A 26038-nucleotide genomic window follows, 5' to 3' on the forward strand; every position below is an offset into this window, starting at 1 on the left:
GCAGTAACCGTAGAATGTATAGCGTTCGTAGTACCTCTGCTACATTATAGGGTAAATTACGCATTAGTCAACAAGGAATCTACTTATCCCCGGCTATACCAATTGGAAAGTGAGTCTTACCGTATAGGTGCGATGTAGCTTTTGAAAAGACATGAATATAAAAAAAGAGCGAAGCTGATATAGCTTCGCCCTTTTGTTCCGGTGACTACTGCCTTTACATCAGAAGGCTGCGGCCAGTGATAGGTTTTTGATATTCTGAAGTTGATCGGCAAGGCCGAGTTTCAACAAATAATCCATATCGAGCGACGACGCTGCGGCGTCTCTTATATTGTTGTTCAGATCCTGATTGAGCGCAAAAGCGATATGTACGGTTGTTAACACATTGAGAAGTGGGTGGGGTGTGTCGACCGGTCGGTAATGCAGGGCGACCGCTTCCAGGATGTTGTCAGGCAATCCCCAAAGCGACAATAAATGAGCCCCGATTTGAGCATCGCTTACTCCGAGAATCTTCTTCTGGGCTTTCCAGAGAGGGATTTTTTCTTCCTGTGACAGCAGCATCGCATCGGTGATTTCATCGCGGAAGTTGGCAAGCATCACCAACTTACCTACATCGTGCAGCATACCGGCCATAAGTGCTTCTTCAGCCGGACGCCGGTTAAGTCCGAATGCGGTTGCAATCAGCCGAGCGCTGGAGCCAACCGCCATACTGTTGTTATGAATGCTGTCGATTGATATCCCAGGCAAATCACAGCCTTCGAATTGCTGAAACACTCCGGCCGTCAGCACCAGGCTCTGTACGGTATCCAGACCGAGCAGGTTGACCGCATGGAGCGGACTCTCGACGTGAGTGGGCAAACCGAAGAAGGCACTGTTGACCATCTGCAAGAGCTTGGCGGTAATGCCGACATCGCGGGAGATCAAACCGGCCACCCGTCGCATCGAGCAGTTTTCCATCTGTATTTCGGATACCAGGTCGTTGTAGACGTCCGGAAGACTCGGTAACGATTTGATCGAAGCAATCCGGCGATGAAGTTCTGCGTTGGACAGCAAGCGCCTCATTCCCAGCGAATTGCTGATCAGCTTCCCCAGTATTTCAGGTTCGCCCGGTTTGGCGATGAATTGATGCGCACTGCCAGCTGTTTTAAGAATTGTTTCGCGATCGGTGCATGACGACAGAATAAACCGAACAGTGCCGGGATATTCCGCAGCGATCTGCTTGATTAGTTCTGAGCCATCTTGATCGGGCAGGTTAAGTTCGCTAATGACAACGTCAAACTGTTCCTGCTGGAGTTGTTCCAGCGCGTTCTGAGCGGTTTCTACTCGAGTGCAGTGCCACTCCCAATCAGTGTTGGCGGGAAATTTGTCAGTCTCGGTTGCAATGTTAGGTTGGGCGTCGACACACAACATTTTGACGCTGGTCGGCATGTGCATTCTCCTCCAATTGTTGCCTCAGTGTATTGCCGTGCCCGGTGATTAACCGAGAGCACAAACGGCAATACAAACGTATCAATCACACAGTCAAAAGGGTGTGGTCTTATTGACAGTCTGTAAGTCGAAGCAATAATCCCACGATCTTATTTATCGGCTGTATTATCCACCTGTTTTAGTTGGGATTGCCATAAAGGTTGTATCAAAAGCATTGAATGTGGATGATACGTTGGTTAGCACTCAATTGCGACCTTATCACATTGCTGTTTTGAAGATTTGTATCAATCCGGGCCGGATGAGATAACCACATGGGGAATAATCCGTTAAGATTGCCGGAGACATGAGAAAAAAAGACTAAAAAACACAGTTATGGACAAAATCAACTCAGTTTATGCTTGGTTTTTGCACAATTCTGCCGAATATTTTTATTATGGATACGGCTGCGATTAAACATTTAAGGTATGAGCTGGCACTGGGTAAGGAAATTCCCATGCCAAAGCCTAAGATCGATTATCTTCCCAACGACCAGTATTCCCTACAACAGTTCCTGCATGCTGCTTGTGCTGTTCATTACGGTGCTCTTGGGAAAAACAACGGTCAGTGGAGCTTCGGTCCCGATGCCCCGGACGGGGTAAAACTTTCGAGTCGTGCGGACATTCGTGAGATGCTCGACATTGCCGAACATCTGGGAGTGATCGTACCCGGCGATGCCCAGGGAGAGTTTGTTCCTTACCGTCTGGCGCCGTCATACGAAAAGAAATTTGCGAAGTTCGCTTCTTGAAGTCCGCCCTCGCAACGTCAGGGTGCCAACGTCATAATTGACGAGACAACAAGAAAACGGCCGTGTCAAGGTTCGTCTGTTAATCTGTTTCATAACCTATCAGGTGGTTGGAAGTGGCCCGAGCTCCGTTTCAGGTACTTGTAATTCCTTATTTACTGATATCCCCTGAACCGCTTTACCTAATCTTGAAACGATCCGACGCTGCTTATTGGCAGCCGGTTGCTGGTGGCGGCGAGGGAGGGGAGAATTCGGTCGAAGCGGCCGTTCGCGAAACCGCTGAAGAGGTTGGGGTGAAAGCTGCCGGACACCAATTTGTCCCAATCCCTCCGATCACTTTCATCTCGGTATATGATTGCTTTGGACGATTACTCTGGGGACCTCGAGTGACAGTCATTCCGCAGTTTTTCTTCAGCCTCGAATCGACAACGGATACCGTAACGCTGTCGTCCGAGCATACTGCTTATCAATGGTTGCCGTTCGATTTGGCCCGCCCGCTGTTGTACTGGGAGGATAATCGAAACGCCCTGACGACTTTACATCGCCGTTTGACCGGCGCCGATAAAAGCTAGAGTAAGCAGCCTGAGAACGGCTCTATACTACTCGCGTCATTAGAACTTCCAACCGTATGGCCGCGACGGCCGGGTTTATCTCCGCTACGAGGGGAGATATTTTATCTCTTCCTACGGCACCAGGATCTGTTTGAACGAAAGCATCGCAGCGACTGTTTCTCGCATGTTGCCTGCTTTGCCGATTAAGAGTTTGTCCTTCCGCCCATAATAATCGAGACAGGTTCCGCACGAGGAGAACTCGGTTCCGGCATCGGCGAATTTCCGCAATGTCTCAATCACGGGACTGCCCTCGGTTGTCAGAAAAATGCCGCTGTTCATGCAAATCACCAGTGCCGGAAGACGGCCTGACTCATAGAGCATATTGAGGAAAGCGTTCATCAACTTCGCACCGAGATCGGGCTCACCGTCGCCCAGACCGTCGGATTTAATCAGCAGCAGCAGGTCCTTGTCGACTGTCATGGTCTTTTCTCCCGCTGTTCACCGCTAGATGCGATGAACAGGAATTTCATACAGTTCAGTATTCATATATCCATGTTCGTTCGAAGATAGCCAGACCGGATTGGGCACGCAAGTAATGTGCCGCTGAGCGGTTCACAAAAAAAAGGACAGGCCCGAAGACCTGTCCCTTGATAACGAGGAGTGAACGCTATTTCATCAACAGCATTTTCCTGGTATCGACACCTTCGTTGGTGACGATGCGATAGAGATATATCCCGCTGGCCATCCCGGAGCCGTCCCAGGTAACACTATGATATCCTGCCGAGCGCGATTCGTTGACCAGAGTCGCGATGCGCTGTCCGGCAATGTTGAACACCTCCAGTGTTACATGACTCGGCTGAGAAATGCTGAAACCGATTTCCGTAACCGGGTTGAACGGATTGGGGTAGTTCTGCATCAGGCCGAATTGGACCGGAACCAGAGCCAGACTGGCGCCGCGATCTTCTCCATAAACCCAGCCGGATTCACACGAGCGGGTAACTTCGTTGTCCCCCGACACATAAGTGTTGGTGCTGTGGGTGACGTTCGTTACTTCGAAACACCATTCACCGGAGGGCTTTTTCACACCGCTGGTCTGGAATGAAACCGTACCGCTGGATCCGGTGGTGCCGCTGAGGCTGCCGCTGGTCGGGCCGTCATAGGTAACGTATACGGTCGCGTTAGCTACGGCGCTGCCGACGTCGTCCTTAATCGTGACGGTTGCCGTACCGACATAGTTCGGACCGGATTTGCCGCGGCCAACCGCGATATCGGCTACATGCATCGTGCCGGTCGATTGATCGGTCACGGTGATGTAGTTCGACTTGGTCTCGACATCCGAGCCGTAGGCGTTGGTGGCTGTCAGAGTTACCGTATAGGTGCCGATGTTGGCATAGGTGTAGGTCGGATTCTGAGCCGACGAAGTTCCTGAGCCGTCACCGAAATCCCAACTCCAGGAGGTCGGACTTCCGGTCGACAGGTCGGTGAAGCTGACCAGTAACGGATACGAACCGGTTGTCGGTGAACCGACAAATTCCGCTACCGGCGGACCGGGGGTCGTTTCGTATTCGATGTACATCTCGTCGATATACACCGCATCGAGACTCACATTACCCCAGGAGCGGTTGTCGTCCTTCACCTGTACATAGATGGTGCCACTGGTATAAGCCGGCAGGGAATAAGTATAAACCTGCTCGGTTGCGGAAGAAACCGTAACCATCGTCGTGTAGGTGACGCCGTCGGTCGAATACGAGAATATGAAATCATCACCGTCGCTGTTGTTCGGGCGATAAGCCTCCAGATAGAACGTGACGGTTGCTCCACCGCCAACGGTGAAGGTCCATTCATGTTCAGCGTTACTGGTGACTTTTACCGGATGACTGGTCGACTCCGATTCGATTATTCCCTCGTAGACATTGTCACTCGCATAAGTGTCGGTCATGGACCCGCTTACCGTGCCCAGGCTGCTTGTTTCGGAATCAGCATAGGCTTTTTCCGCCACACCGGGTTCGGTAACCGTGATATAACCGGTTTTGACTTCATCGTCGGAGCCATAAGCGTTGGACGCTGTCAGAGTAACGGTGTACGTCCCGACCTCGTTGTAGATATAACTCGGATTCTGAGCTGCCGAAGTTCCGACACCGTCGCCGAAATCCCAACTCCAGGCGGTAGGATCGCCGGTCGACAGATCAGTGAAACTGACCGTCAGGGGAGCTTCGCCGCTGGTCGGAGAACCGGAGAAATTAGCAGTCGGCGGCGCCGGAGCGGTGACCGTGATGTAATCAACCTTAGTCTCGACATCGTAACCGTAAGCGTTGGTCGCTGTCAGGGTAACGGTATAAGTGCCGATCGCGGTGTAAGTGTAGCTCGGGTTCTGAGCGGCTGAAGTCCCGCCGTCGCCGAAATCCCAACTCCAGGCAGTCGGTGAGTTGGTTGACAAATCGGTGAAGCTCACCGTAAGGGAGACTTCGCCGGTGGTCGGACTGCCGCTGAAGTTGGCTACCGGCGGATTCTGACCGCCGCCGGCCGCTGCCAGGGCCGCAGCGACGTCGACAATTCCGACACCAACGTACTTGGTCTGGTTGTATGACTTGGTGTTGTTAACGATCAAGTCCCATTTATCCTGAGCGCTGAGACTCGGATTGTAGGATTCCAGCAAAGCCGCCACGCCGACTACGTGCGGACAGGCCATTGAGGTACCGTCCATCGACGAGATATAATCCGTGCCCGGATCGGAGGGGTCGGTGATTGTGCTGAGAACGCTGACCCCGGGAGCCGCCACGTCTACCCAGGAGCCGTAGTTCGAGAAGCTGGCCGGATTACCGTCCTGATCAGTTGCGCCGACATCCATACAGTCGGTGCGAGCGCCAAGATAATCGGCGCTGGACGAACTGGAGTTACCGGCGGCGACGATCACCATAACATCCTGAGCAATCAGGTAGTCACAGGCCGCGCTCAGTCCGCCGGAGTTGCTGGTGCCGAAAGAGCAGTTGATCGCCGCTACATTCCAGCCGGCGATTTTCAACTCGGCCATGTAGTACATCGCCTCGGCGACATAATCCATGATCACCACGCCCATATCATAGCCGGAATAGCGCAACTGGTAACCGATACGACACGGCACTAATTTTACACCATTTCCACCGCCGGCATAAGTTCCGTCACCGAAACCACCGGCAATACCCGCCACGGCATAACCGTTGTTGGTGATAGCGGCAATCGTACCGGCCGTATGAGTCCCATGGCCGTTGCCGTCCGAAGGATCATTGTCGGCTCCGCCACAATCCAGGTCGGTACATGAGTAGATGTACCAATCGGTGCTCTCGACGAAATCCCAACCGATGATATCGTCAATATAGCCGTTGCCGTCATCGTCAATACCATTGCCGACCACTTCGTTGGTGTTGATCCAGATGTTGCCGTTGGTCGTGGCATCGTTCGGGCCCGGCGGATCGGAACCGCCGAGATCACCGTGGTCGTACATCGTACCAATGTCCAGATCACCTACCAGGACGACCTGAGAACCGGTTTCACTATCCCAGGCGTTGTCGGCTTCGATACCGTACGTATCCCAGTAATGCCATTGGTCATAGGGGTAGCTTTCCGGAGGATCATCGTAATAAGTGTCGTTAGGGGTGGCATAGACCGTGCTCACGCCGATCGGTTCGCAATGATTGACCTCGGGGAGTGCTTCATAAGCGGCCATGACTTCATCGAGGCTTCCGACCTCGAACGTGACTTTGTAATGCCGGGCGAGTGAACTCGCACCCTCGGCCTGCGCCATGGCTCCGCGATCCGCTCCCGGGAACTGGGGCCGGAGACTCTTTACCTGAAATTGCTCAGCCAGTTGGCTGAAACCGTTCATGTCGGAAAGAGCCAGCGAAGATTTCGCATCTTTCTGGTGGTCAATGGTCACATTATCGTTGAGAACGACAATAAACCGATTCGGAATGTATCCCAGGAAACTCTCCTGGTAAATATAGCGAGAAGGATCAGTCGGGAGGTATTCCTCCGATGCTACCGACCCGGCCACAAGTACTAAAATAAGAAATGTGGCGGTGAAAAACCTGCGCATAATTCCTCCTATGAAAGGACTAGTTGTGGCTTCCAAGAAATAGAGCAAATACTGAGATATCTGTCGACGGCTATCACCTCCCTGCGTACGGACCATTCTGCAAGTCCGGAAATAGGTGACCTTCTGTACTTATTAATAGAGGAAGAGCCGGACCGGTTTGATACCCAATAATGGCGCCGCTGTGTTGTTAGTCGGAACTTGTTGTTTAACAACGAAATGAGAGGCCTCACCCGACCCCTTTGGTGTTTACATGCAACATATATCGCATGGGAACGGTGTGTGATGTTGAGAAAAGCAAAGGGGCGTCGCACTCAGTGTATCAACGCCCCTTGGCCAGGTTGAGGAGGTGTAATTTACAACTTTACAGCAATTCTATGAATGCGACTACCTCGTAATCGCCTATACCGCCGATATTGATATCCGCAAGGGTGCGATCGTAATGGAAGTTGGCGCTGTTATGGTTCACAATGTCGTTGGCTACTATCGAACCGTAGAATTCTCCTGAGTTACGGAGGTCGGCCGAACCATCCGGACTGTAGAACACCGCCCGAATATCACCGCTGTTTTTAAGAACGAAATCTCCCTGCGAATAGAAGATCAGATCGCCGGGATCGCCGCCGTCGTTGACCGTTGCAGAATTCTTCATCTCGATGTCACCGGTGACGTAAACAGTTACCTCCGCACCTGGGGATAGAACCAGGTTGGCCGAGTTAAACAGGGTAATGGTCGAAAAATAATAAACGCCGCTTCCTAATGTCACGGTGCCCTCACTCGAAAAATCATGAGTCACGGAATCGTAGGTGAAGGAACCGCTGATGCTGTCGAGGTTCATGTTGGCCAGAGCTGAGTCGAAAGCGGCTTGTGGAATAGGAGGGAGCTCCTGTTCCTCAGCCGTATCCGAGGTATCGCCGGTAACGGTAGCGCCGGGGTGAATGTCAATTCCCCCCAAAGTGGCCGATTGCACATCACCACCGACAAAACCGCCGTTGGCGACGACCACATCTACGTTCGAGCCAACGTCACCGTCGGCATCCAGTCGTGTCGACCAGTATGTTCCTGAATCCGAATTGTACGAGTCGATATGCATGCTGTTGCGGATATCAACCAGTTCATCGCCGAACATGGCGTATTTGAACGGATTGTAAATTTTCGGCGCGACCTCGAACTGCAAGTTGGTCATGGCTCCTTCAACAATGCCGGTTGAGGTAACGACCACCGTATCCGCCAGAGTCGAGTCGGTGGTGGAGTCAGCTACGACGACACTATATACGCCATTACCGAACGAAATGTCGCTGTATCCGTCGCGCCAAGTTTTGTCTTCTATCAACTGACTCACGGCTCGATGTCCACCGGCCTCGGCAACATAGAACGCTTCGTCGTTATGCAGGTTGTTGTACGACAAATCCATATCGGTGGTGGAATTGGTAACTGCCATGACACCGATCAGGGCAATCATACTCATCAACACGAGTGTAACCAGGAGCGCACCACCGCGATTGTTAAACCATGGTTTCTTCAGTATTATCATATCCGTATTCCGTTCGTTATGTGCGTTTGCGAGTTTCGGACGAATCACCTGTAGTTTTTCAGTCGGTTATCAGTCTCTCATCAAGGCTCAAAGTTCCACGAACGAGCAGGCTGCCAGATTGCCGCTGCCGCCCATCGCTATGCTGCTCAGGTCGCGGTCATAATGGAATTTCGAACTGTTATGGCAGACGATGTTATTAGCTATGATCGATCCGAAAAACTCACCGGAGTTTCTCAGATCGGCGTCACCGTCGGGATTGTAAAACACGGCGTTTATGTCGCCGCTGTTCTTCAGGACGAAATCACCCTGGGAATAAATCATCAAATCAGAAGGATCACCGCCCGAATTCACCGAAGCCGAGTTTTTCAATTCGATGTCACCGGTCACATATATTGTCACGTTGGCGCCGGAAGCTATTGTCAGCGTGGCGGAGTTCTTGAGAATAATACTCGAGAAGTAGTAAATGCCGCTGCCCAAGACGACGTTGCCGGTGCTCTGGAAAGCATAGGTAGCCGAATCGTAAGTATAGGTGCCGCTAATTGAGTCGTTGGCTGCCGAGACGGCCAGGGCGGCATCGAACTCCGCCTGGGGAATGGTCGGCAACAACTGCTCAGGAGCGTTGTCCGAAATGTCACCGGTTACCGTTGCTCCGGGATTTACACTCAGACCGCCTATGTTCGAAGTCTGCACGTCGCCGCCGACAAAGGCTCCGTTTTTCACGATAATGTTGCCGTTGGATCCGATGTCACCGTCGGTGTTGAGACGCGTGAGCCAATAAGAACCGGAATCGGAGTTATAGGAGTCCGAATTCATGCTGTTGCGAATATCCACGACATCGTCGCCGAACATGGCATAACGGAAAGGATATATGACATCCGGCACCATTTCATATTGAACGGTCGCCGATGCTTCATCCGCCTCACCGGTAGCGGTGACCACTACCGTATCGGCCAGGGTGGAGTCGGTCGTCGAATCCGACACAACCACACTATATATTCCACTGCCGAAGGCGACATCGGCATAGCCGTCGCGCCAGGTCTTATCAGTCATAAGTTCAGCGATAGCCCGCTTAGCTCCGGCCTCGGCAAGATAAAAGGCTTCGTCGCTATCGGCCTGATTGAAAGAGAGGTCAAGGTCGGTGTTGGAATTCTGGGCAGCCATAAGACCTACCAGAGCCAGCATTCCAACCAGGACCAGCGATATCAACAGAGCGCTGCCGCGATTATTTCTCAGTACCTTATTCATATACTCTCCCCATCCTGTCAGAGGTTAAGGTTCCTCATAATGACCCTCTCGGTAAATGTATAGGTTCGCACCCCGCTGTTACGGACGAAACTTTCATCGGCCTTCGAAGTCTGTACCACGAGTGTTATTTCAAGGGAGTTGGAGGTTGGGGCATTATAACTGATAGAGCGAACCAGATCCGAGTAGGGAATGGCGGCGTCGCTGTTTACTTTGCGCATCAGGCGTTTCGGTCTGTTGGATTCAGTCAATCCGTTCACGGTCATCATATCGGCGTCGGCATAGTCCTCCAGGAAGAACAAAACCGTGTCTACCGGTTGTGTCTGGTTGAAGTATATCGCAAGGCTGTCGCCGGAAATCTCATACGGCGTATGACCGCCGACTTTATAACCGGCCATACGAGCCGTTCTTGCTATTTCCTGAAGTACGTTACGCGAGTTTTGCTGCAGATCGGATATCTCCTCCTGCGTCAAAGCTGAATTGTGCATACTGGCGTAGAATTTATACCCCGCAAGCGCAATCACACTGGTCATGGCCAGAGAGATCAGCAGTTCCAGGATCGTGTAGCCTTTACTGTTAAATCGCTTTCTCATATTATTGACCCTTCATTACTAATCTAGTCCAGCAGGAATGTGCTGTATTCGCGTGTACGGGCAAGATCGTGATAGTCGGTCCAGGAAACCTCAACAGCGATCCGATAGAGACCGGCCGGTATGAGGGAGTCCACCGAATTGTCGGCAACGATCGTATGGCGTGAGAATCCGTCGCGAACGTCTTCTTCGTAAAGATCCAACGGTATCCCGGAGATCGAATCCATTCCTTCATATAGCTCGATCTGCTGCTTGATCAGGTTGGAGGCGATGTTGTTGTCCCGCGATATAACGTTGCCGTCAACGGCCGTTATCATCAGCGGCGCCAACCCAAGCATTCCCAGGCTGAATACTATCAAGGCCATCAGAACCTCGAGAAGACTTATTCCTTTGTCGTTCAGTATCCGAAATCTTTTCATTGCTTCTATCTCCCTTAGCTTCTGACCGCTATTGAGCAAGCCTTTTGCCATTCTTCAACGATGTCTATCTGTCGCTGTAAGGCTCTGTAAGAGTGACAATTGCCAAAATCGAAATCCATACTTAACATGGTCGTTTTGGTATAATTATTGGGAAAGGACCATACTCTCACGGATAGACACAACGGTGGCGGATGGTATCAGAAAGCTATGGCTGATACGGGAATAACTGGAAATTATCGACCTGATCGGCCAAGTGAATCGAGCAACTGAAGAGCTGCCCGGCGAAGATTATCTCCGTCTGGAGTCATTTTGATATACCGGTCAAGGTAAACTCCGGCGGAGTCGAGTTGGCCGTTTTCAACGAACAGCCGGCCCAGATTGTAGCAGGCTTTTCCGTAATCGGGATCGACAACAAGCGCTTGCCGATAAACTGCCTCAGCGGAATCTCGCTGATCCATTAAATGGTAACATAATCCAAGGGCAAACCATACACCGGCGTTGTTCTGGTCCAGAGTCGTTGCTTGTCGGTATACCGTTCCGGCTGAATCGACGTATCCGGCCTGAAGAAGCGTAAATGCCAGTTCGTTAACCGCCTCAAAAAAGCCGGGTGAAGCGGCCACGGCCTCGGACAGGCAGGGGAGGGCCTCATCGAAACGCCCCAATCCCTTGAGAGCAAGTCCGTAATTATAACGAAGAATCCAGTCGTCCGGCTGTGCCCGAACCGCGCGTTCATGCAGCACCAGGGCTTGTTCATAGTCACCGCGTTCCTGCAGCAGCAGGCCTAGATCGTTATTGGCGTGGGGAAGGGACGGGTCCGATTGCAATGCCAGTCGGTAGTATCTTTCGGCCTGGTCGTTATTCCCCTGATGGCGATAGATAGCGGCAAACATCTGATGTCCCTGAGCTTCTGATCCGGAGGCATATCCATAAGGGTCCCATCGCCCCAGTATAAGAAAGACCAGCAACACCAGCCCCGCAGTCCAGATACGTTTCCGGGGCAGCTTTGTGAATCCGGACAGCAGTTGATCTATTCCGGTTGCGGTGAAAACCGCCAGAACCGGGACCAGCGGCAAACGATACCGGGCTGTCACGAAAAAAAGCAACAGCGTCGGCAAGGCTGCGACAAGAAACCAGGCCAGTAATAGAAATCCGGTTTCCCAACGGCGGATCAAACAAATCCCGGCCAGGCCGAACGGCAGCAGCAGACCGAACGGAAAAAACACCGGCCGGCGCCAGATTAGCACGTTTAGCGGCGGTATCCTTCGCGCCAGATAATAGATATCGAAATTGTTGGCCAGTTCATATCCACCTAGTGTCAGAACCAGTTTGCGTATCACTAGTCGCGTGAAAACACCTGGGTGATTTATCATCTCGTGTATTGCCCGATTCCGCCAATAATTAGATTCCTCAGCAGCGCTGAGCGGTCGACCGGCGTCAGTTTCAGCCATGGCTCGGGTATCGGACATGCTTGCGTTGTCCCACCAATCCAATCCGGTGCCGGGGATCGTGGTCGAGACGCCGTCAGCCTTGAGGTTATTGCCAATGTACAGATTGATCCCGGAATACGAACCGATCAACACGAACTCCCCGGACTGGCTCCAGTTTCTGATCGTTACCGGTACGATTGCCACTATCAATCCGACCAACAAAAGCAGACCCTTACGGAGGTTTCGCTTTTCCTGACTATAAAGGTACACAATCACCGCTGCCCCGAGAGCGAAAACCAGCACCGTTGGCCGGACGACAGCCGATAATCCCAGAACCAATCCTGCCGCGCTATAAAGCCAGGCTCGTTGATACCGGAGCGCTAAAATGATAATGTAGATCGCGGCTGTGTTAAGGAAAATTGCCAATGTGGGCGCCAGCAACTGGCCGTCGTAAAGGATCAACGGTCCGTAGGCAGCTATAATGAAACCCGCGATAAGGGCGGCCCTTCGACCGGCCAGGCGGGCAGTTATGAGCCAGGTCCCGACGGCCGTCAAGCTTCCCATCAGGATTTGTATAATCCTGATCGGCCAGGAGCCGTCACCAAACAGGCCGAACACCAATTTCAGGAATAAAGGATAGAGAGGAGCTTTGAAAAACGATCCCGATGGAAATCCCGACCCGGGTATACCCACGGTTGCCAATCGGTGAAAATATGCCATGTCCATAATATCCGTATCAAACAGGGGGGTATTTGAAAACTGGAGCAGGAACCAGATCCGGAACACCATAGCTGTAATGAATACTATGGTTGGCCCGACCCAGCCGGGGAGGCGATCCAGCATAGCGTGTCTATTTACGGGTTTCATGGCAATATCGGTCGTTCATATAGGGTGTCATGTATATCGAAAGATATGCAAGGCGCGGGCAGGGATCAACTGCTACATTGATGTTGCAACCGGGGTGGCAGAGGGAATCCTGGTCTTGGATGATACGTTGTACTAGATTGCGGCAAAACACTTTCTGAATAAATCCCCTGCGTTTTGCTATTGACATAAACACGAGCATCCGATAAATTCAAGTGTGACACATTTGGTTTCCGTTATGTGCTTTTCGAGGTTTGTTGTATTCCCACTCTAATCTTTGTAAAGCCAGGTTCTGGGACCGTTGCGCAATTGGGCGCTTGAATTGCGTTTATCCCTCAGTGCAGCCATCCACCTAGGAAGGCTTAGCTGAAGAGATGAACAATTTTGGAGTGTAGAATGAACATCTACATCGGCAATCTGTCGTACAACACGACGGAAGAGAGACTGCGTGAGGCTTTTGAGAGTTACGGCCAGGTCTCAAGCGTAAAGATTATCACTGACCGCGAGACCGGTCGGCCGCGTGGCTTCGGGTTTGTCGAGATGGACAACCAGGACGAAGGCATGGCGGCTATCTCCGGCCTGAATGGCCAGGAACTCGATGGTCGTGCTCTGAACGTTAACGAAGCTCGTCAGCGCGAAAGTCGCGGTGGCGGTCGTGGAGGTGGCGGATACCGCGGTCGTAATTAACAACTGACTACTATACAGCCAGACGGGGTTTTACCCTGTCGACCATCGATAATAGAAAAGAGACCGGTTTTCAGACCGGTCTCTTCTTTTAACCCGAACGGGAGCTCTGTTTATTCGCCTGATGCGAATCAGTTGTCTCCCAGGGTGCTGCCCAGAGTCGCATTCTCGGCATCGACCAGTCCGCTTCCCTGCTGGTAGGCGGTAAGACCAATATCCTCCGCCGTTGAGGTCAGGAGGTTGCGAATCTGGACATTAGTATAACCGGGGTGTGCCGACCAGGCCAGAGCCGCCGCTCCGACCACCATCGGACAAGCCATGGAGGTCCCACTCATGGTTGTATACCCACCCCGCTTATAGGTCGAATAGATGTTATAGCCGGGAGCGATCAACTCGATCTCCGGGCCATAATTCGAGAAATAAGCTATGCCGTCAGTGGAGGTTGAAGCGGCTATGGCCATGACACAATCGTAATTGGCCGGAGCCGCTACGGCACCGCCGTCGTTGCCGGCCGCGGCAATGCACAGAATACCTTCGTTGTAGGCTTCGATCAGAGCGGTTTCTTCGGAGGTAGAACCGCCGCCCGAGAAACTCATATTAATGACATTGATATCGTTGTTGGGATCGGCGTCGTAATGCGTTGCAATGACCCAGTCGATTCCCTCGATGATGTCCAGCGTGGAGAGACGACGGCCACCCACCTGAACGGCGTAGATATTGACGTTCGGAGCTATGCCGACGACGCCTATGTCATTGTTGTCGGCCGAGATGATGCCGGCACAATGAGTGCCGTGACCGACTTTATCTTCCCAGTCATTGACGTTGTCGTTGATGGCTGAATAACCGCCGGCCCAGGTAAGGTCGGGGTGATCCATATCACCACCGGAATCCAATACGCCGACATTGATACCGGAGCCGTTATAAACCGTGTTCGTCCAGACATATTCCGCATCGGTGCGATCAACACCCCAGTCGAGAGTCTGCGTCACATAGTCGCGCATCATTTCTTCCTCGACATACAGGACATTGGGATTGTTGCTTAAGGCCGTTCGAGACGAAGACGGGATAGACACATAAACGATCGGGACATGTTTGAATTCCTGTTTAATCTCGCCGCCCATTGCCTTGAGAGCGGCATCGGGACGATGACCCTTTTCGAAAACTACCAGCAGGTTAACTCTCTCAGCCCCGTTAAAGGCTGCTTGTGAAGCGTCATTGTTCACGACATCGGAACCGGTCGGAGATTCGGAGCAGCCCCATACCATAATCAGGGTAAGCGCCATAGCCGCAAAAGCCAGCAGATGCTTCTTCATGTAAACTCCGTTGCATTGATGCCGGTCGGAAAATGGTAGAGAGGAGCCGGTCAGACCCGCTTACTTGTGAGTAAAGTGAGTCACGCCGTCAGTCCCGACGGTAAATTGGCTGCGACACCACATTTTCCAATCAGCAACACTGTTTATCAGGTTGCTCGGGTCGCACGCCGCCGGGCATACAAGGGGGATTAAAAGCCCTGTATTTACCATGCGTCTGCGGCGGTGCGCCGTACATTCAGGTCATCTCCTAAACCTGTACAGCGGCAGACGTCTGTTTGTCTCATCTGCGTTGTAAGCGCTCTTATGGACTAAGAGAATCCACGCCGTAGGGAAAATACAACAAGGCTTGAAATCATGGCTGGATATTATTGCGCGAATGCGAAGTATCCATCGCATTGCTTTATCGACAATGAGATAGAAGCAACCTTGACATAAATATCGGAACTCAGGCAAAATGCCGGCGTCGTTGCGTGAGCTGTCGTCGCTTCAGAGTCAGAAGCGTTTTTTATAGAAATGGCAGTACGGCATTCTGCCCGTGCGCCGATAGTAGTCCTGATGATACGCCTCAGCCGGATAGAATGCTGAAGCCTCAACTATCTCCGTGGCGATTTCGCATCCCTTGTCCCGAAGAAGGCCGACCAGTTTCTGCAGCGTATCTTTTTGTTCAGCCGATGTGTAAAACGCTGCCGAACGATACTGGTTACCGATATCGGGTCCCTGACGATCACGCTGGGTGGGATCGTGAATCTCGAAAAAGAATCGGGCCAGGGTTTCGTAGTCGGTAACGGCCGGATCGTATTTGACCTCGACCGCTTCGGCATGTCCGGTACGTCCGGTGCAGACCTGTTCATAGGAAGGGTTTTCCAGACTCCCGCCCATATAACCCGAGCGCACCGAGAGAACGCCTTTCATGTCTTCAAACAGATATTCCACTCCCCAGAAACATCCCCCCGCAAAATAGGCCACACTTGTATCGACCTCGGGAGTCGCCGGGATAAAATCGAGAGAGATGGAATTGACGCAATGCCGCGTATTCCTGACGGTGAATCCTTCTCCTTCGAACACATGCCCAAGATGTGCTCCGCACGCGGCGCAGGTTATTTCCGTACGGAAGCCGTCGGCGTCGACGGTGCGCTTGACGGCTCCCTCAATCGCGTCGTCGAAGCTCGGCCAGCCGCAGCCGGCCTCGAATTTATCATCCGACCGATACAGCAGTGCGCCGCATTGTCGACAAGCGTACGTGCCGACTCCGTGGAAATCGTAGTACTTACCACTGAAAGGAGTCTCCGTCCCTTTGTCGATAATGATTCGCTTTTCTTCCTGAGTAAGTTCTCGGTACGACATATTTACATCCTTTGCCTGGACCTCATCGAATCGCATCGGACAAAGCCAGGTCGGCGACGGAACCATCGCGGCCAACCACATGCCAAGCAGCAACTTGAATCGGTACGAACCTATCTAGAGATCCTCCGGCAACGAAGCAGAGTGGTCTTTGGGACCTGTTACATATCTCTTTAATGCATGAATGAAGTCACATGTTCCATGAACCACCGGATATTGTTAAATCTCCCGGATCGTCCGGGGACTCTGAATATCTAACTCACTGTTCTGATTCTGCACAAATTCATAGCTATGAAGTCGTTAGCCGGGGTAAAGGGGAGTTATTAATACCGGGAATATAGACCTCCCGGTCAAGTAGACAGAGCTACGGACGATATTTTTATGAGACAGTCCTTGCGGAGCCTTTAGCGATTTCGATCCGATGGCCGGGGCTGTGTTAATCAGGAAACAAAAAGCGGGCTAATTGCTGCGGGTCGTTTTGAGGCTCTCGGCGCTTTAAGGAGTTATGGAACAATGACTATCATGGGGAATGCATTGTTGAAATGCGCTATGTCGACGTTTGTCTGCGTCTGTTTGGCGCTGATCGTGGGCGCAGCGCCCGTTGTGGCCGATGTGGTCATCTCGGGCAACACCCTCGCGGCCTACACTGTAATGAGTTATTATGATGGCGGTAACCAGTCTGTTAATTGCGATGCTACCGGCTATTACCAGATCACCGTGCCGTCAGGCTGGTCCGGTACAGTTACTCCCAGCAATCCGGTCTGGCCGAATTTGGTTTTCAATCCGACTTCTCGCGGGTATACCAACGTCACTAATAACACTCCTTCGCAAAATTACAGTTTCACTGAGTACTACCCGACCATCTCCGGCAATGCCGGCGCAGCGGGAGTTACGCTCAGTTATACCGACGTGACGGCCAAAACCGCTTCGGCCGATGCTTCGGGCAACTATTCCTTCACCGTGTCCTACGAATGGAGCGGTACGGTAACGCCAAGCAAGACCGGCTGTACTTTCAGCCCAACCAGTAAGTCGTACGACTCCCTGGTCACCGACCAGACCGGGCAGGACTATATTGCTGACTTCACCAACGTCACCATTTCAGGCAACGCCGGAGTGGCGGGGGCTACGCTCAGCTATACCGACGGGACGGCTCAGGTCGATACCGCCGACGGTTTGGGGGATTATTCCTTCACCGTGTCTTACGAATGGACCGGCACGGTAACGCCGAGCAAGACCGGCTATACTTTTAGCCCCACATCTCATTCTTATACCAGTATAACGTCGAATCAGACCGGCCAGGATTTCACCGCCGCCTTGAACACCTACACCATCTCCGGCAACGCCGGAGTCGGCGGAGTAATTTTCAACTACACCATTGATGAGACCGATCACTACGTAGATACCGCCGATGGGGACGGCAACTACGCAATTGAGGTGAACCATGGAGTTTACCTGTTTATGGTCCCAAGCAAAACGGGCTACGAGTTCGATCCGCCCGTTCTCGGTCTTTATGGCGTGTCGGAAAATATGTCCAACGCCGATTTCATCGCGACACCTTTATTCTGCACTATCTCCGGTAATGCCGGGATCGCCGGTGCAATCCTGAGTTACACCGATAGCACGGCCAAGGCAGATACGGCCGACGGCGAAGGAGACTATTCATTCACCGTTCTGAGTAACTGGTCCGGTACCGTCACTCCGTCCAAAACCGCCTATGAGTTCACTCCGGCAAGTCGAACTTACAACGAGATCAGCACCAATCAAACCGAGCAGGACTACACGGCCGCCAGGGCTTATTATACGATCAGCGGCAATGCCGGGGTGGCTGACGCCGTTCTTTCATGGACCGATGTTCTGGACAAGACCGCCACGGCCGACAGTCTGGGCGATTACACCATACAGGTTTCACCGGATTGGTCCGGGACTGTTCGACCGTCCCTGACCGGCTACCATTTCGCACCGACCGGTTACAACTACAACTGGGTGGCGGAGGACCATGTCGATCAGGACTTCGTTGCCGAAGTAATCATGTTGACCATCTCCGGGTGGATCCACACTGCGACCGATCTCGGCATCGAGGGCGTCGCTCTGAGCGGGTTCCCCGATACAACGGTCGTAACGGCAGCCGATGGTCTCTACACTACCGAAGTGGCATACAACTGGTCGGGCACAGTGACGCCCGGTCTGACCGACTACTCGTTCGAACCGACTGAAATAGAATTTGACTCGGTGATAACCGATCAGACCGATCAGGACTTTGTCGGTGTGCTGCTAAGCGTCGGGGTGGACGATGAGATTCAATCCGGCCTTCCCGGGCAATACAATCTTTCCCAGAATTATCCGAATCCCTTCAATCCGATCACTTCGATTGGATTCGCTTTGCCGGAGGCTACCCATGTCCGCCTCAGTGTCTACAACAGTCTCGGTCAGAGAGTGGCAATGTTAATCGATCAGCCGCTGCCGGTCGGATATCACCAGATCGATTGGGACGGCTCAACACCGGGAGGACACCGGCTCTCCTCGGGGATGTATTTCTATCGCCTTGAGACCGGACAATATGTCGAGACCAGGAAGATGATTCTTTTGAAATGACAACCGTGTTATCGACAGAGCGGGAGCAGTTATAGCCTGCTCCCGCATCCAATCACGATCCTTATCTATATCTCCGGGACTTGCACCCGGCCGCATCCCTCAGTTGACAGACTGTCTTCAACTTCATATCTTTTTCCCATCAAAGGTATGAAGATACACTTTCGATTTGGGGGTTACTGATGAAGAAGCTCACGTTCCTGTTCGTCGTCCTGTTCATCGCAATTTCAGGGGCAGCAGCCAACGATTACATCGTGCTGGGTTGGAACGACCTTGGTATGCATTGCAGCAACAAGGATTTCTCCACGACGGTTGTTTTACCGCCGTTCAATGTCGTTTACGCCCAGATAATTAAGGTGGGGGATTCGCTCAATCCTCCCGCCCTTGTTTCCGATCCGTTTCGTATTAGTTACTCTTTTCCCGGCAATACTTATTCGGTAGGTAAAACTAATTTCTGGGATTACTCCGAAAAGTTGTTCGGCGCCAAACTGACCGACAACATTGGTCTTACGGGAGCCGGGCTGAGCGGAGATATGCACCCGATGAAGGGTTTCTTTATCGTCGAGGGCGTGCCGCTCACGCCCTATACCGATCAGGACCTGATCAATGAAGATCCCTTCCAACTTGCCTCGTTAACTGTATATGATGAGAAAGGCAATTCTCTTGCTTCCACTCGAGCCGTGGTGCCGGTTTCCAACGAAATAAACTGCGTCAGTGCCGGTTGCCATGCCAGTGAACTGGAAATACTTCAAAATCACACCGACTCATTGGGTGATCTTACTCAGGCCACCCCGATACTGTGCGCCGGTTGTCATTCATCCAACGCTCTCGGAACCGAGGGACAACCCGGTCTCGCCTCATTGTCCGAGACTATCCATTCGCGTCACGGTGAAATAACCGATGACTGCTATAAATGCCATCCCGGTCCGAAAACCAAATGTTTGCGCGGTGTCATGGCTAACGAACACGGACTGGTTTGCCAGGATTGTCATGGTTCGGTGATTGAAGTCGGTAAGTCAATAAAGGAAGGCCGTCAGCCCTGGCTCATGGAACCCTCTTGTGGCGCCGAAGAATGCCACGGTACGACATACGCCGAGGAACAAGCTACGCTCTACCGTCTCTCACGCGGTCACGGTAAACTTTTCTGCAGTGCCTGTCACGGTGAGCCTCATGCCATTGCCCCGAGTCGTGTCGAAAACGACAATGTACAGAACACGACACTCCAGGGAAAAGCCGGTGTATTGCGCAAATGTTCCGTGTGTCACGGGTACACTCCGGCCGGAGAAGGTCCCCACGGACTGAAGGCGGCTGATTTATAACTCGCGATGGCCGTCGGACATCCGTCCGATGATTTCAAATCCTGAGTTCAATAAACTATCGATTACATATTCCGGGCCGGTTTTTTACCGGCCCGGTTCCTTGCTTGACACCTTGACCGGCGTACCCCTTAATTCCGTCAGTTATATTTCCTGAGTTTAAACCTGTCGAGGTGTAATAATGAATTGTCGAGTCGGGACTCTAAGTCTGGGAGTGGTCATGTTGTTGATGTCTGGATTGTTGGGAGCCGGTTGTAGCGGAAACAAACCAACGCCGCCTGATACCAGAATCGAACCGGTAACCGATGTTTATCATGGTGTCGAGGTCGTTGACAATTATCGCTGGCTCGAGAACGGTGATGATCCCGAAGTCAAAGCTTGGGATATCGAACAGGACCGGTATACACGTTCAATTTTGGATGCCGTTCCGTACCGCTCGACCCTGGAAGAAGAACTTCGACAGTTGTACGATAACTCCGCCTCGGAATACTCCCAATTCGTTTCTGTCGGCGACAAACTTTTTGCGCTCAAGCTGCAACCGCCCAAAGATCAAGATATGTTGGTGCGGCTCGAGTCGCCGCTGGATTCGACCGGCGAACGAATCATCGTCGATCCCAACGAAATCGACAGCTCCGGTCGGACCGCGATCGATTTCTTCTCGGTCTCGCATGACGGGAGTCTGGTGGCGGTGTCGATGTCCGAGGGAGGCACTGAGGACGGTAACGTCTCGGTTTATCGAGTCGAGGACGGCCGCCGCCTGACGGACTACGTTACCGGTGTCAACGGTCCCACCGCCGGGGGAGATGTGGCCTGGCTGTCCGACAACTCCGGTTTTTTCTACACTCGTTATCCCCATCCGGGTGAACGACCGGATGAGGACCTGCGCTTCTATCAGCAAGTCTATTTTCATCGTCTAGGTACGCCTGAAGAGGAAGACCACTATGTGATCGGGAAGGAGTTTCCGAGCATCGCCGAGATAGAATTCGAAACCTCACCCGACGGTAGATATATCGTTGCGGTTGTGGCCAACGGCGACGGCGGTGAATACGATCATTGGCTGCGCCAACCGAACGGTCAATGGGAACGTGTCACGCGATTCGAAGATGAAATCACTACCGCCAGGTTCGACGATAAGAACCGGCTCTGTCTGCTCTCCAGCAAAAATGCCGACATGAGGCAGATTCTTCGCCTCCCCGCCGGTGCGACGAATCTCGCCAAAGCCAGGACGGTTGTCACCGAGAGCGATGCCGTGATCGAGGAATTCCTGCCGACCGACAACCGGATTTATGTTGTCGAAATGATCGGGGGACCGATGCAACTGCGGGTGTACGACGACAACGGCGCATTTCAGAAGGAAGTCCCGATTCGCCCGGTTTCAGCGGTCAGTTCGTTGACACGTTTGGAAGGCGATCGCGTCATGTACTACAATTCATCCTATGTCGAACCCGGCGCACGTTTCGTGTACGAAGCCGCCGAGAACAGATCGCTCCCGACTACTTACGTTGAACATTCACCGGCCGATTTCTCCAACGTTGAGGTAAGTCGCGAGACCGCCGTTTCCAGGGACGGTACGGCGGTGCCGATGACTATCCTCAAGCGCCGGGGTACGAAACTCGACGGCTCCAATCCGACCATCCTCTACGGTTATGGCGGTTACGGCCTGAGTGAAACGCCGGGTCTTCAGGAGTCGATCAGCCTGTGGTTGAATCGTGGCGGTATTTACGTTTATGCCAACATTCGCGGCGGGGCCGAGTTCGGTGAGCAATGGCATAAGCAGGGATATTTGACCGACAAGCAAAACGTGTTCGATGACTTCGCCGCCTGCGCCCAACACCTGATCGACTCCGGCTACACTTTACCGGAACGACTCGCCATCCGGGGCGGCAGCAACGGCGGGCTTCTTGTCGGCGCGGTTATGGTTCAGCATCCGGAATTGTTCAAAGCGGTGGTGTGTGAAAAGGGAGTGCTCGATGCTCTCCGCTCCGAATTCGAACCCAACGGCGTGTTCAACACCACCGAGTTCGGATCGGTCAGGGATCCCGAGCAGTTCAAAGCGCTGTATGCATATTCGCCTTATGCCAACGTCAAGGACGGCGTGAACTATCCCGATGTTTTGTTCACGGCCGATGTCAACGATGGCCGTGTCGATGCCTCCAATTCGCGCAAGATGACGGCTCGCCTTCAGGCGGTCAAAGCCAACCGGGGACTCACTCTGCTGAGAATCGGCGCCGGTATGGGGCACGGTATGGGGATGTCCTCGTCGGATCGGATCGCTCAGGATGCCGATGTTTACACCTTCCTGTTCGACCGATTGGGCCTGCTGTGTAAATGAATGCGGATTCAGCCATCTTCATTCGGGTTTACGGAGCAGGCCCCGACAGGCCAGGTATCGCCCGGGAGTAAGGAAGACTGTTGACAAATCTCTATCGCGGCGGAGACAAGCCCCGCTGCTGCGCGTTGATGAATCCTGCGGGCGGCCTTGTGTCGCCCGTATTACAAACATGTTTTGCCGTATGTTCGTGCGTATGGCTAATTCAACAGGTCCCAAGTCCCCCGATCGACACGACCGGTAGCGCTCACCTCTTAACAACAGGTTTCCCGAACCAGGAGCCACTTGTTATGGTTATAGCAATATAAGAAAGTCTGTAAGCAATAGGAGACTCATGGAATCGAAGAAGATATCTCAGTCTCGCGCGGTCAAGGCGATGCTGGTTCTGCCGCCTGACTCCAACACCCTTGGGACCATGTTCGGCGGCATGGTGATGAAATACATTGACGACATTGCCTCGATCTCGGCGTATCGCCATGCCCGGCAACAGGTGGTAACCGCCTCGACCGACTCGGTCGATTTTCTCTATCCGATCAATGTCGGCCAGATGATCTGCCTCGAGTCGTTCGTCACCTGGACCCATCATACTTCGATGGAAATCTACGTCAGTATTGTCAGCGAGGATTTGAAAACCGGCGAACGACGGGTATGTGCCTCATCGTTTCTGACCTTTGTTGCAATCGACGAGCACGGGAAAACGCAGGCAGTCCCGGAGGCGATCCCCGAGACTGATTTCGAAAAAGAACTTCATCGTACCGCTCCGGAGCGGTTCCAGCGCCGTCTGGAGCGTAAAGCTCACTCGAAGGAACTGGCGCAACGTTTCCCGATCCACCGGCTCCGGACCGGCGAAGTCTGATTTGACCGTACTTGCGGGGACGACGGATTAATCCCGGTTTACCACTCGCGTCCCGGCGATCCGGTCGCCGAATCGGGCGCGTTCGGTCGACCTCACGATCAGCCAGACACCGAGGAGATTAAGTACCGGCAGAGCATCCACGATTCGCAACAGGTTTCGGATCAGGGATCGTCCGGGGCCGGGCACGTTGCCTTGCGGGTCGATCACCTTGATCCGCAACAATCGTTTGCCGATCGTCCCGCCAACCAGTCCCTCCGTCAACACGAAATAGAGCATGATCACGACCAGGAAAATCAGGCACAGGGGATCGGTAATGAAAAGGCCGTAGCTCCAGCGATGATCGGCGGCGGTCATCATCCAGGTTCCCTTGACCAGCCGGGTCACCGGGAAGAAAACCAGACTCAGTGCGATGAAATCAATCACCAACGCCGCGAAGCGCGGCCAAAGACCGACATAACGGTATTCACTCATCCATCACCCCCGATCCATGAATCTCAATGTGTCCGATGTCTGCCCGTCTCGATGCTCTCCGCACCATATATAACTCTGTCTGTCGTTCGGGTCAATCGTTGGACGGAAGATGAACGTGTCTGCCGTTACCCCAGACAGAAAAAGGGCAGGATGATTGACCTGCCCTTAAATACTTAGTGAGTCAATTATCTCAATGATGGCCGATTTCTTTATCCGTGAAGAGATAATCCTTGAGTTCTTTCTCGAAGGCCTTGTCGTTTCGACGCAGCCATTCGATCAACATCGCGGCATGCTCTAACTCTTCGTCGCGGTTATGGGCCATGATTTCCTTCAACGTCGGATTGTCGCAGGCATCGGCGCGTTGCATATACCAGTCGACCGCCTCCAGTTCCTCGATCAGGGATGCCAGCGCCCGATGCTTATTGATCGTTTCCGGGCTGAGTTTCTCGCGAAGTTCGGGCATTGCTTCCAGGGCCATGGTGATTGTGCCTCCATCTGTTATAGCTCATTGCTATATGAGTTATTATTTTCACATTCAACTCTCCGAATCAACAGAACCTATTCGGAGACCGATAATATACCCCAATACTATCCCAAACGGAGACTCCGGACAACGAAAAACGCTCGGCAGAGCGGATATCGCTCGCCGAGCGTTTCACAATCTTACTGATGTTATTTCGATTATTTGCGTCGTTTCAATCGACGTTAGTCTATTCTCTCCCGCTCGGCCGCTGCCTCGCGTGCCTTCTCCAGCTCCAACTCCGCCTCGAGCGCTTTGAGTCGAGCCTCTTTGGCCTTCAACTCGTAATAGCGCAAATCGGTCACATAGCCGGTCTGAACCTCGCCCGTTTCGTCGGTGAAAGATACCGCTGTCGCCTCCGGGTCTTCGCCCGGATTGGAGGCCACGGTGAGCACCGATCCGTAGGATGTTGGGATGTAGATCGCCGTTATTCGGTAGCGGCCGCAGGTAACATTGCCTTCGACTTCAGGCGCCGTTCGCTTGGCCCGAAGGTAGTACGTGTGTGCGCCGGCGGCTTCCTCGTAGACGACTCCGTCTACCATTACGGGAATCGTGGTGTAGTAGCCCGCGGCAGTGGTAGCATCCGCGTACACGTACAATGAGTTCTGGATATAAGTGGTCTCCTCGGTGTTGTCGACTACCTGCACGTAAGCACCGGTGGGTGTACTTACTCGGAATGAAACGTACGTGCATCCGAGGAGATAGACATATCCCGGTCCGGGCAAAGTAATCTCTACCGATTCGAGGGTGGAGTAGGTATTCTCGAGGTTTGTTCCTACGACGGTAGCGTTCCCTTCGCGTGCAATTCCCGGCTCGTTGAACATTTCATCCGAGTTCACGGAGCTTTCGGGGAGGATCGCCGCGTTGTCGCCGGTCGAACCTCCATCCAGTTCAACCGTCGTTGCACCATCCGAGTCGGCGAGGCGCAAGAGCCCTCCCAGACTGTATCGGGAATCGAGGCTGGCTGTTTTTGTCCCATCGTGCTGGTGCAGATAGAGAGAGCCGTAGCTGGTGCCGAACAGAATGGAAGACATGTGTCCGGAATTGAATAAATACAGGTTGGCGGCATCGTCGGTCAGTTCGAGTCTGCCCGCTGTCTGGCCGCCTTCCATCTGGAAGGACAGTTCATCTTTGAGGGTATCCCCGTCGGCCCGGAGATACGGATCTCCGGCTACTTCATAGGCTGTGTCGGCGAACAACGATTGGAACGAAAAACCGACGCTGGTGATCCGCTGGCGCGGTTCGAGATTGCCGTACCCCCCAACATAGACGTTCAGAAAAAGATCGGTGTTCTTGACGAAGATGTCGGAAGTCAGCGAGGAGTGTGTCCCGAGCGCATAGTTAAACAGACCGTTCACTACCTCAACTTTGCACAGATTGCTTGTCCAGATCAAATCCGACGGACTGGTCGAAGTCGAATCGTTCCAGAGGCTGAACTCCATTTCATATATATCATCCGCGACCGGCTGATCATTATCGTCAGCCAGTCGACCCTGATAGTTCACCAACAACGGAATGTCGGCCAACGCTATGCTCGTTATCAGGAAAGCGGCAATGACTATCAAGATGCCACGATATATCTGGCTACGTTGCTCCATACTTATCTCCTCACGGTATATGGGCTTTCCGGTTGGTAAGTGGTGTATCAAATCCAATTTAACGCAAAATGCCGTGAATCAAAGGAAAATCGCTTTAATGTAACACTATGCGGATATCGCTC

20 protein-coding genes are annotated in these 26038 nt (G+C 52.8%); 7 read left to right on the top strand and 13 right to left on the bottom strand.

Going from position 1 to position 26038, the window contains the following annotated elements; genetic code table 11:
• Positions 1-219 precede the first annotated feature (219 nt).
• Entirely contained in the window at positions 220-1425 is a 1206-nt protein-coding gene (locus PLF13_05030) for a response regulator (GenBank protein ID HOP06639.1), read from the bottom strand.
• A 493-nt stretch (positions 1426-1918) separates the two neighbouring features.
• On the opposite strand from PLF13_05030, the gene PLF13_05035 reads away from it, so the two are divergent.
• Positions 1919-2209: a hypothetical protein gene (locus tag PLF13_05035; protein HOP06640.1), complete on the top strand. Its 291-nt coding sequence runs from the start codon at positions 1919-1921 to the stop codon at positions 2207-2209.
• A gap of 185 nt (positions 2210-2394) precedes the next feature.
• Positions 2395-2778, top strand: a complete 384-nt coding sequence (locus PLF13_05040) for an NUDIX domain-containing protein (protein ID HOP06641.1) — start codon at positions 2395-2397, stop codon at positions 2776-2778.
• A gap of 111 nt (positions 2779-2889) precedes the next feature.
• Here PLF13_05040 and yedF read toward each other — a convergent pair whose 3' ends face one another.
• The 7 genes from yedF to PLF13_05075 form a co-directional block, all read right to left on the bottom strand.
• Positions 2890-3237 (bottom strand): sulfurtransferase-like selenium metabolism protein YedF, encoded by a 348-nt coding sequence (gene yedF / locus PLF13_05045; protein HOP06642.1) that lies wholly within the window; start codon positions 3235-3237, stop codon positions 2890-2892.
• Positions 3238-3424: 187 nt separating this feature from the next.
• The gene (locus PLF13_05050) at positions 3425-6829 is read right to left on the bottom strand and encodes a PKD domain-containing protein (GenBank protein HOP06643.1); all 3405 of its coding nucleotides are present in this window, start codon (positions 6827-6829) and stop codon (positions 3425-3427) included.
• Positions 6830-7190: 361 nt separating this feature from the next.
• A complete protein-coding gene (locus tag PLF13_05055) occupies positions 7191-8357 on the bottom strand; it encodes a pilus assembly PilX N-terminal domain-containing protein (protein ID HOP06644.1) in 1167 nt (388 codons plus the stop codon).
• Between the two features lie 87 nt (positions 8358-8444).
• The gene (locus tag PLF13_05060) at positions 8445-9602 is read right to left on the bottom strand and encodes a pilus assembly PilX N-terminal domain-containing protein (GenBank protein ID HOP06645.1); all 1158 of its coding nucleotides are present in this window, start codon (positions 9600-9602) and stop codon (positions 8445-8447) included.
• A 17-nt stretch (positions 9603-9619) separates the two neighbouring features.
• Complete coding sequence (locus PLF13_05065) at positions 9620-10192, bottom strand: prepilin-type N-terminal cleavage/methylation domain-containing protein (protein ID HOP06646.1); 573 nt, start codon at positions 10190-10192, stop codon at positions 9620-9622.
• Between the two features lie 23 nt (positions 10193-10215).
• The gene (locus PLF13_05070; protein ID HOP06647.1) at positions 10216-10608 is read right to left on the bottom strand and encodes a prepilin-type N-terminal cleavage/methylation domain-containing protein; all 393 of its coding nucleotides are present in this window, start codon (positions 10606-10608) and stop codon (positions 10216-10218) included.
• A 233-nt stretch (positions 10609-10841) separates the two neighbouring features.
• A complete protein-coding gene (locus tag PLF13_05075; protein HOP06648.1) occupies positions 10842-12902 on the bottom strand; it encodes a tetratricopeptide repeat protein in 2061 nt (686 codons plus the stop codon).
• A gap of 393 nt (positions 12903-13295) precedes the next feature.
• Here PLF13_05075 and PLF13_05080 point away from each other — a divergent pair, with 393 nt between their 5' ends.
• Positions 13296-13586 (top strand): RNA-binding protein, encoded by a 291-nt coding sequence (locus PLF13_05080; protein ID HOP06649.1) that lies wholly within the window; start codon positions 13296-13298, stop codon positions 13584-13586.
• 128 nt (positions 13587-13714) lie between these two features.
• On the opposite strand, the gene PLF13_05085 is transcribed toward PLF13_05080, so the two are convergent.
• Complete coding sequence (locus PLF13_05085) at positions 13715-14896, bottom strand: S8 family peptidase (protein ID HOP06650.1); 1182 nt, start codon at positions 14894-14896, stop codon at positions 13715-13717.
• A 492-nt stretch (positions 14897-15388) separates the two neighbouring features.
• Complete coding sequence (locus PLF13_05090) at positions 15389-16276, bottom strand: bifunctional methionine sulfoxide reductase B/A protein (GenBank protein ID HOP06651.1); 888 nt, start codon at positions 16274-16276, stop codon at positions 15389-15391.
• A 474-nt stretch (positions 16277-16750) separates the two neighbouring features.
• Between PLF13_05090 and PLF13_05095 the strand changes: the two genes are divergently transcribed.
• The 4 genes from PLF13_05095 (at position 16751) to PLF13_05110 (ending at position 23327) form a co-directional block, all read left to right on the top strand.
• Positions 16751-18829 (top strand): T9SS type A sorting domain-containing protein, encoded by a 2079-nt coding sequence (locus tag PLF13_05095; GenBank protein ID HOP06652.1) that lies wholly within the window; start codon positions 16751-16753, stop codon positions 18827-18829.
• A 179-nt stretch (positions 18830-19008) separates the two neighbouring features.
• Entirely contained in the window at positions 19009-20145 is a 1137-nt protein-coding gene (locus tag PLF13_05100; GenBank protein HOP06653.1) for a hypothetical protein, read from the top strand.
• A 178-nt stretch (positions 20146-20323) separates the two neighbouring features.
• A complete protein-coding gene (locus PLF13_05105; protein HOP06654.1) occupies positions 20324-22474 on the top strand; it encodes a prolyl oligopeptidase family serine peptidase in 2151 nt (716 codons plus the stop codon).
• 331 nt (positions 22475-22805) lie between these two features.
• Complete coding sequence (locus tag PLF13_05110) at positions 22806-23327, top strand: acyl-CoA thioesterase (GenBank protein ID HOP06655.1); 522 nt, start codon at positions 22806-22808, stop codon at positions 23325-23327.
• Positions 23328-23354: 27 nt separating this feature from the next.
• Here PLF13_05110 and PLF13_05115 read toward each other — a convergent pair whose 3' ends face one another.
• The 3 genes from PLF13_05115 to PLF13_05125 form a co-directional block, all read right to left on the bottom strand.
• Positions 23355-23798, bottom strand: a complete 444-nt coding sequence (locus PLF13_05115; GenBank protein HOP06656.1) for an RDD family protein — start codon at positions 23796-23798, stop codon at positions 23355-23357.
• Between the two features lie 190 nt (positions 23799-23988).
• Positions 23989-24276: a ferritin gene (locus tag PLF13_05120; GenBank protein ID HOP06657.1), complete on the bottom strand. Its 288-nt coding sequence runs from the start codon at positions 24274-24276 to the stop codon at positions 23989-23991.
• Positions 24277-24503: 227 nt separating this feature from the next.
• Entirely contained in the window at positions 24504-25916 is a 1413-nt protein-coding gene (locus PLF13_05125) for a hypothetical protein (protein ID HOP06658.1), read from the bottom strand.
• Between the last annotated feature and the right edge of the window lie 122 nt (positions 25917-26038).

This window comes from Candidatus Zixiibacteriota bacterium, from assembly GCA_035380245.1.
Classification (GTDB): domain Bacteria; phylum Zixibacteria; class MSB-5A5; order GN15; family FEB-12; genus DAOSXA01.